Raw genomic sequence first — 12,439 nt, 5'->3', positions numbered from 1 at the left:
AAATGCTCGTATAGTGGTCATACCAGTAAGGCCACTGTGATGAGGCGGGACGGGAACAGGGTGTATCCGGAAGAACGCCGGCAAGCAGTCGCCACACTGATCTCCCAACGCGGACGCATGTCGGTAGCGGACCTGTCTGTCACTTTCGGCGTTACCACCGAGACCGTGCGTCGCGATCTCGCTCTGCTCGAGCGTCTCGGTCACATCCGCCGGGTACACGGCGGCGCCGTGCCTGCAAACTTACTGACCGTCACAGAACCGGGGTGGGCAGAGCGTGACCACACCCGGGCCGAGCACAAAGACCGGATCGCCAAGCGAGCGGCCTCCTACCTCCCACCCGCCGGAGGCAGTGTCCTGTTCGACTCGGGGACTACCACAGGGCGCATCATTCCCGAACTTCCTTGCGATCTCGACCTCACGGTGATCACCAACTCCGTCCCTATCGCAGCGTGCCTCACGGCGATCAACTCGGTTACCCTCCACATGCTCGGTGGCCGTGTCCGCCGAGTTACTCAGGCCACGGTGGGAGAAGAGGCCCTACGGGTTCTCAATGTCCTCCGCGTCGACGTGGCCTTCATCGGCACCAATGCGCTCAGCGTCGAACACGGATTGTCCACGCCGGACACGGACGAGGCGGCTGTCAAGCGCGCAATGGTTCGCTGCGCCAACTTCGTGGTCGTCGTAGCCGACTCGTCGAAGGTGGGTCGGGAGCACTTGCTGAGCTTTGCGCCTATCCACAGCGTCGACATCCTTGTGACCGACGAAGAGATCAATTCGACAGATCGGACGAGTCTCCACGATCAAGGTGTCGAAGTGGTAATCGCTTAACGGTTCCCAATGGCTGAATCCGGGGGAATTCAGTTCAGACCGCAAGCAGAACCGACCCGGAGGAGAGCTGCGGCTGTCCTACGTCGTCAACGCTGGAGTGGCCCCGTTCTGCCACAGCCAGAACCACTCTGGCGGAATTCCGGTCCCGGCCTTCATGACAAACCGTCCCACCCGCTCGACCGATTACCCCAACCCTGGTAAGGAGGAGTACATGCCTAGCATCACAGTTGCAGTCGGTTCGGCCATCGGCCTCCACGCCCGCCCCGCCGCAGTCATCGCCGAAGCAGTCACCACCGCCGGAGTGCCCGTCACGCTCGCCGTGCCCGACGGCGAACCGGTGGACGCCGGATCCGCCCTGCTCATCATGACGCTGGGCGCCACCAAGGGAACCGATGTCACGGTCACCAGCGAAGACGCGGAAACCGTCGAAAAGGTGGCACAACTGGTTTCGACCGATCTCGACGCCTGACCCGCACCGGTCGTCAACTCATCACGCAGGCCGGCGAATCGACGCAATGCCGAATACTGTGCGGCACAAGCGGTCCAACCGGCTTGGTATCGAATACCACGGCTCGGATCGCAACACGAAGCACTCGGATTTCTGTGCACAATGATCGGGTGAGTGTCTCTGGTTACCACCGGGATGCCACCGAAGTTCCACGGAGCTCGGCGTATCGTCCGCACTGACAGGAACAACTACCATGCCTGTTCGCATCATCGACCTGAGTCAACCTCTGGCGCCCGGAATGTCTGTCTTTCCAGGAGATCCAACCGTTTCCTTCGAGACCGTCGCGACGGTGCCGGTCGATGGGTTCCGGGTATCCGCTTTGCACATGGGAACTCACAGCGGTACTCACGTGGACGCGCCGTCGCACAGAATCGAGAGTTCTGCCACGATCGACGACGTCGAATTGACCTACTTCCACGGTAGATCGCGCATCATCCGGGTGAGGGACGCGAGAAGGCAGCAGTGCATCGAGTTCGATCAAGTCAGCCCGCAACTCGAACACCTCGAACCGGGAGAGATCGTGATCTTTGCGACCGGGTGGTCCGAGCACTTCAACACACCCATGTATTTCGATCACCCCTTCCTGGAGGCCAGGATTGCCGCCTACCTTGTCTCCCAACAGATTCGGTCGGTCGGTGTCGATCTACCGAGTCCGGACTCCTCGAGCTTCGGCGCCGAGACAAAGGTCGCAGACCTCCCCTTCCACGAAGTCTTCCTCGGTGCCGGCGGTGTGATCTTCGAGAACCTGACGAACCTCGGTGCATTGTCGACACCGAACCCTCTGTTCTCGGCATTCCCGATTCGATTGGCAGGACTCGACGGTGCCCCCGTTCGTGCCGTCGCCCTAGAGGATTGTTGAACGGGCACGGCGGCGGACGAGATAGCCGAGGGCTGTCGCCAATGCGATCACGGCAACGGCGCCGACCCCGATTCCCCACAGCACCCCGGGAGACGTCGTCTGCCTTTCATCCGCAACGGTCTTGGCGCGAACCTGATCGTGTACCAGCGACACCGCACCGGGCAGCATCTGGACCGGCGGGAGGGGCCCTCCGCGAGCCTCGGATCCGATCAGCAGATCGCCATTCTCGTTGAACGCGACCGCCTCCCCCTGAGGCTGGTAAGGCACCCGCGCCCGCACCGCAGGACCGGATGTGAGGGCTGCGAGCAGATCACCATCCGGGGCGGAGAAAAGGAACACGTCGGAGTAGTTGCGCACGGCTGCCACGGTGCCATCGGCGGACACCGCGCCACCGGTGAACATCGTCGAGTTCAGCGCTGGAGCGGTGACCCCTCTCCCGTCGGCGTCGACACCGGCCGATTTCGGGGCGCCCAGCTCCCCGGCCTTCTCGAGCGGGGTAGGACCCGGCGTGGCGAGTCCGCCCACTCCCGCGTCACCGACAGGCCGGTACACACCGCCTGCCCCGAACAATTCCTTCGTGACGACCAATGGGGTGCCGTCACGCTGGATCAAAATCGTTTCAGCGTCGTGTGGACCGTCCGGGTATGAAAGTCGATGCAACTCGCCGACGCCGGTGTCCCGATCCATCGAGATCAGAGCCACAGTGTCGCGTCTACGCCCGTTGTCCCCGACATCCGCCAACCACAGGCGACCATCCGGACCGACCGCCATATCCTCGACGTCGTACGGATCGACGGGTATGGGAAGCCAGCGCTGTACTGTGCAGTTCGCATCCATGACCGCAACAGCGCGATCGGAACCGCTGTCCCCGATCGCATAGAGCAGACCTCCGGTCGAGACGAAACCGGACAATTCGTCCAAGGATGCCTCTTCCGGTGGTCCGACAACGGAGTCATCGGGGGTGCAAACCGGAACGAATTCCGACGCGTCGACGAGGTTCCGGTCCGGCAGGACCGTCTGCGCAGACCCGACGGTGGCAGGCGCGAGTAGTGCCGAGCCCGCGAGCACGGCAACTGCGACTGCGGTGGACCACCGCGAACAGTCAGGCACTGCTGCCGTACTCAACGAGCGCCGACGCCAACGCCTCGGGTACCCGCGCGTGAACGCGTGTGCCGTCCTCCTCGTGGGAGGAGTCGAGGATCTGCCCGTCCGAGTGAATCCTGGCCATCAGGTCCCCCCGCGTATACGGGAGCAGGACACTGATCTCGATCTCCGGCCGGACCAGGACTTCGGAGATGTCTTGTCGCAACTGCGCGATACCTTGCCCTGTCCGAGCGGACACAAACGACGCGCCGGGCAGCAGTCCGCGCAACTGAGTCAATGTGACCGCGTCGGCCGCATCGATCTTGTTCACCACGATGAGCTCTGGCGGCGCAGAGGCGTCGTTCTCCCTGATCACGTCGGTGATCACCTCGTGTACGGCTTTGATCTGATCTGTGGGCAACGGATCGGAACCATCGACGACGTGCAGGAGCAGGTCCGCGTCCGTGACCTCTTCGAGCGTCGACCGGAAGGCCTCGACGAGTTGCGTGGGCAGATGCCGCACGAAGCCGACGGTGTCGGTGAGGGTGTACTCGCGGCCGTCGTCCAAAGCCGCCCGGCGGGTAGTCGGATCGAGGGTGGCGAAAAGAGCGTTCTGCACCAGGACGCCGGATCCGGTCAATGCGTTGAGCAGGCTCGATTTGCCGGCGTTCGTGTATCCGACAATCGCGATGGACGGTGCTTTGCTGCGGAGTCGACGGGAACGCTTGGTAAGGCGGGCGACCTTCATCCCCTTGATTTCGCGGCGTAGTTTCGCCATCCGCTCCCGAATGCGGCGCCGATCCGTCTCGATCTTGGTCTCACCGGGACCGCGCAGACCCACGCCTCCATTGCTTCCTGCACGACCGCCCGCCTGCCTGGACATCGACTCACCCCAGCCACGCAGTCGCGGCAGCATGTACTCCATCTGCGCCAGCGCAACCTGCGCCTTGCCCTCCCTGGACGTGGCGTGCTGGGCGAAGATGTCGAGAATCAGCGCAGTCCGATCGATGACCTTGACCCGGACGACCTTCTCCAGGGCAGTCAACTGAGCGGGTGTCAGTTCACCATCGCAGATCACGGTGTCAGCGCCGGTGGAGAGGACTACCTCGCGGAGTTCCTCGGCCTTACCCGAACCGATGTAGGTGGCCGCGTCCGGCTTGTCACGCCGCTGCACCAGGCCCTCGAGAACTTCGGACCCGGCAGTCTCGGCAAGCGCGGCGAGCTCGATCATGCTGGATTCGGCTTGCGCCACAGTCCCCTGCGTCCATACACCTACCAACACCACGCGTTCGAGGCGCAACTGCCTGTACTCGACCTCGGTGATGTCGGTGAGTTCGGTGGACAGCCCGGCGACGCGGCGCAGTGCACTGCGGTCCTCGAGTTGCATGTCGCCGACCGAAGGACGATCGTCGTCGTAGATCAACTCAGCGGAGTCGAAGATCGGCGATTCTTCTTTGCCATGTGTTTTCGTCATACACCTTCATGATTCCACGGATTGCCCGCGGTATGCACACGCATTTCGCGCGAGCGATCAACCCAGGCTGTTCCACCAGCCGTCGTCGAGGTCCCCCGACGCCACAAGAGTGGACGGACCGCGTAGAGCCGCCCGTCCACCGGATAGCGTCACAGTGACCTGACCACCTGGAACATGAACATCGACCTGGCCGGAATCGGACCCGTCGAAACGCAGGGCGGCGGTTGCCGCGGCAACCGTGCCGGTGCCACACGATCGCGTCTCACCGACCCCACGCTCGTGCACACGCATGTGCACGGCGCCGGAATCCATCCGGGTGAGGATCTCCACGTTGACGCCGTGAGGGAAGAAGCCCGGATCGAACCCCGGGGAGGCCGTCAGATCGAGGGCCGCAAGTGAAGCTGCTGTGAGATGCGGATCCACGCAGGCCAGATGCGGGTTGCCGACATCGATTCCGATGCCGCTGAACACCTTGCCGTCTATGGTCGCGGTACTGGTACCCAACTCCCGGACAGCGCCCATGTCCACTGTGACGTCGCCGCTGGCACCGTCGGCGGAATGCACGGTCACGGGTTTGCCGCCCGCGCGCGAGCCGACCACGAACTCCTCACGCGCTTCGAGTCCTGCTGACCGAAGGTAGTGCGCGAAGACGCGGACACCGTTGCCGCACATCTCGGCAACCGAACCGTCGGCGTTGCGGTAGTCCATGAACCAGTCGTCGTCGGACACACCTTCTGGCAGCGCAGCCAGGACACCTGCGGTCGCCAACGCGCCGGCCTTGGCCACGCGCAGGATTCCGTCGGCTCCGATGCCTCGTCGGCGATCACACAACGCGCTGACCCGTGGAGCAGACAGTTCGATACGGACATCGAGATCAGGGAGGACCACGAAGTCGTTCTCGGTTCCGTGTCCCTTGCTGAAGTCCATGCGCACCACTCTATCCAACGGTTACGGACGCATTGCCAACCGCGCTGAACGGCGGAGGCGCGCCACGGTTCACGAGTGTCCCGACACCCCGACGTCGGCGAGGGCACGATCCACGATGTCAACGAGGTCCGCGGCGCCACCGTCCACCCAACGGATGCGCGCATCCCGCCGGAACCACGATCGCTGCCTGCGCACGTACCGGCGGGTGCCGATGAAGGTACGCTCCTGCGCTTCGCCGAGATCGTATTCGCCATCGACCCAAGCGAGGACCTGGGCGTAACCGATCGCGCGAGGAGCCGTCACACCTTCGCGCAAACCCACCTCGATCAACCCCCGCACCTCGTCGACGAGACCTCGCTCGAACATCAGTCGAGTGCGGCGATTGATCCTCTCGTCGAGTTCGGCGGTATCGCGGTCGACGCCGACGATGCGTGTGCCCCATCGCGGCTTGCCGATACGCGGCGCAGACGCCGCAAACGGCCTACCGGTGATCTCCACGACCTCCAGCGCTCGGACCAAGCGCCTGCCGTCGGTCGGCAGGATCGATGCTGCGGCCTCGGGGTCCACACGGCTCAGTTCTTCGTGCACTGCCGCGACTCCCCGTTCCGCCAGAACCTCCTCCCATCGCGCCCGTATCGCCGCGTCGGTGGCGGGAAAACTCCACTCGTCGAGCAGCGCCTGGACATACATCATGGATCCTCCGACGATGATCGGCGCAGCACCGCGACCCAAGATCGCCTCGACGTCGCGAGCCGCCGCCTTCTGGTAGTTCGCGACGGTGGCCGTCTCGGTTACGTCGAGCACGTCGAGTTGATGATGCGGTATTCCTCGCCATTCGTCGGGTGCGAGTTTGGCGGTACCGATGTCCATTCCCCGGTACAACTGCATCGCGTCGATGTTGACGATCTCACCACCGAGCCGCTCGGCCAGATCCAGTGCGAGATCTGATTTTCCGGTACCGGTCGGACCGACTACCGCGATCGGCACATGCTCCGTCACGGTCGCCACTCTCCCACGTGGTAGCCCACACCGAACGGCGCCGCGCTGTAGAGCGTCCGGCAGGAACTCGGAGGCCTGGCGAACACTCCGGCCAGCACCTGCCATGGAACGCGTCCTCCGATACCGAGTGACGCGCACTCGGCGGGTTCCAAAGCCAGTAGAGCGTCGCGGTCGCCTGTGTCGAGAGCTGAGTCGATCCTCGCCTGCGCACCTTTCGCACGCGGATCGAATGCTCCGGGTGCCTTCGCATCGAGCGTGTTGGCCCCGTCCCCGACGATGATCAGGCCCCGGGGTTCTCTGTCACGGTCGAGGAAGGAGCGTAGCTCCGCCCCATACAGCACGCACTGCTCGACGGACAGATCGGATGCCAGTATCCGCGCGTCGACAACGGCGGCGGGCGCGCACGTCTCCCGGATCCATCCAGCCGTGAGCGCGGCGAGTGGCAGTTCCGGGTCGGGCTCGCCGACCGGTTCGGGGCACAGCGCAACCCGCACATTGGCGCCGTACCCGATGTAGGTGCCCTGCGCGCCGGGCTCGACGCCGATCGAGGAAGATGCCGCACCTATCGCCACCCAGTCGGTCGTGAGCGCGTACAGCGCCTTCGCAGCCGACTCGATCGCATCCCTCAGTGGCGCCGTGGCCGCAGTCTGCAATCCGGCCAGTTCAGGAACCAGAAGGGGTGGCGACGGCACGAGGATTGCGGCATTTAGCACATATCCACGCTAGTCGACCATGCTCATGCGATCGGCATCCGAACCGAGTGTCGCGGCTGATGGGCAGCGGCGTCGACGGTCCTACCTGATTCAATAGCTCATAGAGCCCGTATTGGGTTGAATGGAAACCAGCACCCGGCCCCCGGGTCGTATGGAGCCAGTTATTGCGTTCAGGCAGCCGTGACGCGCGGCAGAGATGAGGTACCGATGACCGACAGCAGCGATGCGCAGCCCAACGTGGAGCCTGCAGCTCAGCAGCACGACACGCCAAAGCCGAGCGCCCCGAAACCGGGTGGACCCGCAAAGCCCAGTGTTCCCAAGCCCCACCCGACCCCGACGCACGCACTCTCCGCTCCTCCTACCCCCGCCGAGAGCGACCCCAGCAAGTTCGGTCGCGTCGACGACGACGGCACGGCCTGGGTCAAGACTGCGGACGGAGAACGGCAGATCGGCTCCTGGCAGGCCGGCGACGCGGCGGAGGGGCTGGCGCACTTCGGCCGGCGCTTCGATGACCTCGCCACCGAGGTAGCTCTTCTCGAGGCGCGGCTGACTTCGGGCGCCGGAGACGCGAAGAAGACGAAGGCAGCGGCGATCGCGATCGCCGAATCCCTTCCGACTGCGGCGGTGATCGGCGATATCGACTCACTTGCAGCGCGCCTCGACGTCATCATCGCCGAATCGGACGAGGCGGCCGCTCATGCCAGGCGCGAAAGAGAACTGTCGCGAAAGGCGCAGACCGAACGCAAAGAGGAACTGGCCGCCGAGGCTGAACAGATCGGCGCCGAGTCGACGCAGTGGAAAGCCGCCGGCGACCGGCTGCGGGAGATCCTGGAGGAGTGGAAGACGATTCGCGGAATCGACCGCAAGGTCGACGACGCTCTGTGGAAGCGCTATTCCAAGGCTCGGGAGGCGTTCAATCGCCGCCGTGGGGCGCATTTCGCCGAACTCGATCGCGAGCGTGCGGCTGCCAAGCTCAGAAAGGAGGATCTCGTCGAAAGGGCCGAGGCGCTGTCCGACTCCACCGACTGGGGTCCTACCTCCGGAGCATTTCGCGACCTCCTCGCCGAGTGGAAGGCCGCCGGGCGTGCTCCGCGTGAAGCCGACGACGCCCTGTGGAAGCGGTTCAAGGCCGCCCAGGACTTGTTCTTCACAGCCCGCAACGCGGCGTCATCCGAGCGCGACGCCGAGTTCGAGGAGAACGCCGTCGCCAAGGAGGCGCTGCTGAAGAGTGCCGAGAGCATCGATCCGTCCAAGGACATCGGCACCGCGAGAGCTGCCCTGCGCGATCTCCAGGACAAGTGGGACGCCATCGGCAAGGTTCCCCGCGATCGGGTACACGACCTCGAAGGCAGGCTCAGGGCCATCGAGAAGCAGGTTCACGACGCGGCCGACGAGCAATGGCGTCGCACCGACCCGGAGGCTTTGGCCCGCGCCGCGCAGTTCCGGGAGCGCGTCACGCAGTTCGAAGAGCAGGCCGCCAAAGCCACCGCGGCAGGCAAGACGAAGGATGCCGAGAGCGCCCTCGCGCAGGCCAAGCAGTGGCGCGAATGGGCCGAGGCCGCGGAGGGCGCCGTCAGCGGCCCTTAGAGGCTCGCGGCCTCGACGAGGCCCGGCGTCAGCCGACGTTCCAGTCGCCGCGCCGCTCCGCTTCAGCGGCAGCGGCGCGGCGTTCTTCCTCTGCGGCCAACTGCAGCGCCGTTCGGCTCCAGACCACCTTCAGCCAGTGGAACGTGAGCACGATGACGGTGAGCCAACCGATTATCAGTCCGATTCCGGGCCCGGAGGCCACAACACCCGGCGGCGGCGTCTGCCGCGACCAGATGGCGAGCATCCCGAGCACGATGGACACACCCGTGCCCGCGAGAGCAGTCCAGGCCAATACCCAGCGGCGGGTGATCAGGGCCAGCATCGATGCGACGACACCGAACACCACTGCGAATCCCACGAACAACCGTGACGGAAGCGCGATCGCCTCGGTGCGAGCCTCGGAGCTGTTCACCAGCACCTCCCACCCGTTGGCAATACCGGAGTGCGGCAGCGTCATCGAGCCCAGCAGAATCACGACCGCGACCGCGACAACCAATGCCCGCGCACCAGGGTCGATCTCGCCGGCCACCTTCTTCTCTGCGGCGTCGAAGTCCTTGCGGTAGCTATCGATCGGGTCGCTCTCATCACGCGGCTTCTTGTCGTCGGTACCACCGGGGTTGTGCGAGGAGGTCATGCGTTGCATCCCATCTGAGCGGGTAGTTGAGCCGGAACGCCGATCTGCGGCAGTCCGAGACCCACGCCGATCGGAGGGGTCTTCGGGGTGATGCCCTTCTCGAAAGAGTCACCCGCGCGGGTGCGTCGATGTCTCGAGACGGGAGTATCGGCGACCAGGTGGTGTGGGGCGGCTCCGCTGACGACGACGGTGACGACATCGCCCGGCCGGACGTTTCCGTCGAGGTTGCCTTCAGGCCTGAAGTGGACGAGCCTGCCGTCACGCGCGCGGCCGCTCATGCGAGCGGTCTCGGCGTTCTTGCGACCCTCCCCCGCGGTAACGAGTAGTTCCACCTCCGCACCGACGAACTTCTGGTTTTCCTCGAGCGTGATCTCCTCCTGCAGCGCAACGAGACGGTCGTACCGTTCTTGGACGACGGCCTTCGGGACCTGGTCTTCCATCTCCGCAGCCGGGGTGCCGGGGCGTTTCGAGTACTGGAAGGTGAATGCACTGGTGAAGCGTGCCTGGCGCACGACATCGAGCGTGTCCTGGAAGTCTTCCTCGGTCTCACCTGGAAAACCAACGATGATGTCTGTGGTGATCGCCGCATGCGGCATCGCGTTGCGCACCTTGTCGATGATTCCGAGAAACCGCGACTTCCGGTACGAGCGGCGCATCGCTTTCAGCACACGGTCGGAACCGGACTGAAGGGGCATATGCAGCTGTGGACACACGTTGGGCGTATCGGCCATTGCCTCGATGACGTCGTCGGTGAACTCGGCCGGGTGCGGTGACGTGAACCGAACGCGCTCGAGCCCTTCGATGTCCCCGCATGCGCGAAGGAGTGCAGCGAACGCACCCCGGTCGCGGGGTTGCTCTGGGTCGGCAAAGGACACTCCGTAGGAATTCACGTTCTGCCCGAGGAGCGTGACTTCGAGAACACCTTCGTTCACCAGTGCCTGCACCTCCGCCAGGACGTCACCGGGGCGCCGGTCGATTTCCTTGCCTCGCAGCGAGGGCACGATGCAGAACGTGCACGTGTTGTTGCATCCCACGGAAATGGACACCCAGCCGGCGTACGCGGACTCACGCTTGGCGGGCAAGGTCGACGGAAACGCCTCGAGCGCGTCGAGGATTTCGACCTCGGCCCGCTGGTTGTGACGTGCTCGATCGAGCAGCGCGGGCAGTGAACCGATGTTGTGGGTACCGAACACCACGTCGACCCACGGCGCCTTCTCTACTACGACGTCGCGATCCTTCTGTGCCAGACAACCCCCGACCGCGATCTGCATGTCGGGATTACGCTCCTTGGCCGGCGCGAGGTGACTCAGGTTTCCGTAGAGCCTGTTGTCGGCATTCTCCCGCACCGCGCACGTGTTGAAGACCACAAGGTCGGGCACCTGTCCCGACGCGGCTTTCGTGTAGCCGGCATCTTCGAGCAGCCCCGACAGCCGCTCGGAGTCGTGCACGTTCATTTGGCAGCCGAACGTGCGCACTTCGTAGCTTCGCTGGGCGTCCCGGCCGCTGTGCGGAATGGGTTTCTGGTCGATCATGTCCACCTGTGCCAGGGTACGGCTCGTACCAAATCGCCTCTTTGCGGGCGACCTGACAGGAACCGGACACCGATCCTCCAGGGGCGGTGCACCCTCGATGATATCGATGAACCCGGCGAACAACACTTCGGTGCACTAGCTGCTCATGAAACGGATCTCGAAGTCCCCGGCGGGCAAGCCGTCATCATCCTGGCGCTGTCCTGATCGGGTATGTCCACACCTCCGAGAGGACATAGGTCCACGTGTCCGGGAGACAAAGGCATTACCTACGATAGATTTTCAGCCGCCGATCGTCAGGGCATCGCCATGTGAAATTGAAGGCATCACCATGTAATCGAGCGGCAACTGTGTTAGACACTCCACACCTGTTATTTCAATTGGAGGATCTGCATGAAGATCAATCGCTCGATTCGTTTGGGGATCGGCGTCGCGGCGATCGCCGTCGTCGCATCCGCATGCGGCGGTGGTGGTGAGCAGACGAGCGCTTTGCAGAGCGCGTCGGAGGGCACGCTTACCGTCGGCATCAAGTACGACCAGCCCGGACTCGGGTTGCGCAACCCCGATGGATCCTTCACCGGCTTCGACGTCGAGGTCGCCAAGTATGTGGCTGACAAACTGGGCGTCGAACCTCAGAACATCACGTTCAAGGAGTCCCCGTCAGCTCAGCGCGAGACTCTGATCGAGAACGGCGAGGTCGACTTCGTCGCCGCGACCTACTCGATCACGGATACACGCAAGGAGTCGGTCGACTTCGCCGGGCCGTACTTCATCGCCGGGCAGTCGCTCCTGGTGGAGGCCGGCAACACGGACATCACGGGCCCCGAGTCGCTCAGCGGCGGTAAGAAGCTGTGCTCGGTTTCCGGCTCCACGCCCGCGCAGACAGTCAAGGAGAAGTACGCCCAGGACGTCCAACTCCAGGAATTCGACACGTACTCGGCGTGTGTCGAGGCGCTGCGGAACGGCGCCGTCGACGCCGTGACAACCGACGACATCATCCTCGCCGGATACGCCGCGCAGTACCCGGGCGAACTGAAGGTTGTCGGCGAGCCCTTCACTGAGGAGCGGTACGGAATCGGCGTGGCCAAGGGCGACGCGGAGGCTCGGGCCAAGATCAACGACGCCATCGACGAGATGATCGCGGACGGCTCATGGGAGCGCGCGTTCAACGACACCGTCGGCGCATCGGGATACCAGATCCCGACGCCGCCGACCGTCGATCGGTACTGAGCATCTCACCCGTCCGGGCCGGACGGTTCCCTTCACGGGGTGCCGTCCGGCTCGGGTCCTTGGGACTG

Annotated in this window: 12 protein-coding genes; 5 read left to right on the top strand and 7 right to left on the bottom strand. The window is 64.3% G+C overall.

What is annotated here, in order from left to right; translation table 11 throughout:
* Positions 1–60 precede the first annotated feature (60 nt).
* The 3 genes from AB0I57_RS07035 (at position 61) to AB0I57_RS07025 (ending at position 2,195) form a co-directional block, all read left to right on the top strand.
* The gene (locus tag AB0I57_RS07035; RefSeq protein WP_358333246.1) at positions 61–828 is read left to right on the top strand and encodes a DeoR/GlpR family DNA-binding transcription regulator; all 768 of its coding nucleotides are present in this window, start codon (positions 61–63) and stop codon (positions 826–828) included.
* A 211-nt stretch (positions 829–1,039) separates the two neighbouring features.
* Entirely contained in the window at positions 1,040–1,297 is a 258-nt protein-coding gene (locus AB0I57_RS07030; protein WP_358331736.1) for an HPr family phosphocarrier protein, read from the top strand.
* Positions 1,298–1,529: 232 nt separating this feature from the next.
* A complete protein-coding gene (locus tag AB0I57_RS07025; RefSeq protein WP_358331733.1) occupies positions 1,530–2,195 on the top strand; it encodes a cyclase family protein in 666 nt (221 codons plus the stop codon).
* Here AB0I57_RS07025 and AB0I57_RS07020 read toward each other — a convergent pair.
* The 5 genes from AB0I57_RS07020 to AB0I57_RS07000 all read right to left on the bottom strand — a co-directional run bounded on the left by AB0I57_RS07020 (position 2,181) and on the right by AB0I57_RS07000 (position 7,391).
* Complete coding sequence (locus AB0I57_RS07020; protein WP_358331730.1) at positions 2,181–3,305, bottom strand: hypothetical protein; 1,125 nt, start codon at positions 3,303–3,305, stop codon at positions 2,181–2,183. The genes AB0I57_RS07025 and AB0I57_RS07020 overlap by 15 nt on opposite strands.
* Positions 3,298–4,752 carry a GTPase HflX gene (gene hflX / locus AB0I57_RS07015; RefSeq protein WP_358331728.1) on the bottom strand — a complete coding sequence of 485 codons (1,455 nt, stop codon included), beginning with the start codon at positions 4,750–4,752 and terminating at the stop codon, positions 3,298–3,300. The genes AB0I57_RS07020 and hflX overlap by 8 nt, the downstream gene beginning before the upstream one ends.
* 57 nt (positions 4,753–4,809) lie before the next feature.
* Positions 4,810–5,679 (bottom strand): diaminopimelate epimerase, encoded by an 870-nt coding sequence (gene dapF, locus AB0I57_RS07010; protein WP_358331725.1) that lies wholly within the window; start codon positions 5,677–5,679, stop codon positions 4,810–4,812.
* A gap of 69 nt (positions 5,680–5,748) precedes the next feature.
* On the bottom strand, positions 5,749–6,678 hold the full coding sequence (gene miaA / locus AB0I57_RS07005; protein ID WP_358331722.1) for a tRNA (adenosine(37)-N6)-dimethylallyltransferase MiaA: 930 nt from the start codon (positions 6,676–6,678) through the stop codon (positions 5,749–5,751).
* The gene (locus AB0I57_RS07000) at positions 6,675–7,391 is read right to left on the bottom strand and encodes a class III extradiol dioxygenase subunit B-like domain-containing protein (RefSeq protein ID WP_358331719.1); all 717 of its coding nucleotides are present in this window, start codon (positions 7,389–7,391) and stop codon (positions 6,675–6,677) included. The genes miaA and AB0I57_RS07000 overlap by 4 nt, the downstream gene beginning before the upstream one ends.
* Before the next feature lie 207 nt (positions 7,392–7,598).
* Between AB0I57_RS07000 and AB0I57_RS06995 the strand changes: the two genes are divergently transcribed.
* Positions 7,599–8,978 (top strand): DUF349 domain-containing protein, encoded by a 1,380-nt coding sequence (locus tag AB0I57_RS06995; RefSeq protein WP_358331716.1) that lies wholly within the window; start codon positions 7,599–7,601, stop codon positions 8,976–8,978.
* A gap of 28 nt (positions 8,979–9,006) precedes the next feature.
* Here AB0I57_RS06995 and AB0I57_RS06990 read toward each other — a convergent pair whose 3' ends face one another.
* Positions 9,007–9,612: a hypothetical protein gene (locus AB0I57_RS06990; RefSeq protein WP_358331713.1), complete on the bottom strand. Its 606-nt coding sequence runs from the start codon at positions 9,610–9,612 to the stop codon at positions 9,007–9,009.
* Positions 9,609–11,144 (bottom strand): tRNA (N6-isopentenyl adenosine(37)-C2)-methylthiotransferase MiaB, encoded by a 1,536-nt coding sequence (gene miaB, locus AB0I57_RS06985; protein ID WP_358333243.1) that lies wholly within the window; start codon positions 11,142–11,144, stop codon positions 9,609–9,611. The genes AB0I57_RS06990 and miaB overlap by 4 nt, the downstream gene beginning before the upstream one ends.
* Before the next feature lie 390 nt (positions 11,145–11,534).
* Here miaB and AB0I57_RS06980 point away from each other — a divergent pair, with 390 nt between their 5' ends.
* Positions 11,535–12,371 (top strand): glutamate ABC transporter substrate-binding protein, encoded by an 837-nt coding sequence (locus AB0I57_RS06980; protein WP_358331710.1) that lies wholly within the window; start codon positions 11,535–11,537, stop codon positions 12,369–12,371.
* Positions 12,372–12,439 lie beyond the last annotated feature (68 nt).

The sequence above is a fragment of the Rhodococcus sp. NPDC049939 genome (assembly GCF_040656415.1).
Classification (GTDB): domain Bacteria; phylum Actinomycetota; class Actinomycetes; order Mycobacteriales; family Mycobacteriaceae; genus Rhodococcus_F.
Note: the sequence above shows the minus strand (reverse complement) of the source record. Positions and strands in the feature narration are given on the sequence as shown.

Excerpts from the sequence above, each read along its gene's own strand:
- miaB (WP_358333243.1), bottom strand. The coding sequence starts at position 11,144 with ATGATCGACCAGAAACCCATTCCGCACAGCGGCCGGGACGCCCAGCGA.
- AB0I57_RS07030 (WP_358331736.1), top strand. The coding sequence starts at position 1,040 with ATGCCTAGCATCACAGTTGCAGTCGGTTCGGCCATCGGCCTCCACGCC.
- hflX (WP_358331728.1), bottom strand. The coding sequence starts at position 4,752 with ATGACGAAAACACATGGCAAAGAAGAATCGCCGATCTTCGACTCCGCT.
- AB0I57_RS06995 (WP_358331716.1), top strand. The coding sequence starts at position 7,599 with ATGACCGACAGCAGCGATGCGCAGCCCAACGTGGAGCCTGCAGCTCAG.
- AB0I57_RS07025 (WP_358331733.1), top strand. The coding sequence starts at position 1,530 with ATGCCTGTTCGCATCATCGACCTGAGTCAACCTCTGGCGCCCGGAATG.
- dapF (WP_358331725.1), bottom strand. The coding sequence starts at position 5,679 with ATGGACTTCAGCAAGGGACACGGAACCGAGAACGACTTCGTGGTCCTC.
- AB0I57_RS06990 (WP_358331713.1), bottom strand. The coding sequence starts at position 9,612 with ATGACCTCCTCGCACAACCCCGGTGGTACCGACGACAAGAAGCCGCGT.
- AB0I57_RS06980 (WP_358331710.1), top strand. The coding sequence starts at position 11,535 with ATGAAGATCAATCGCTCGATTCGTTTGGGGATCGGCGTCGCGGCGATC.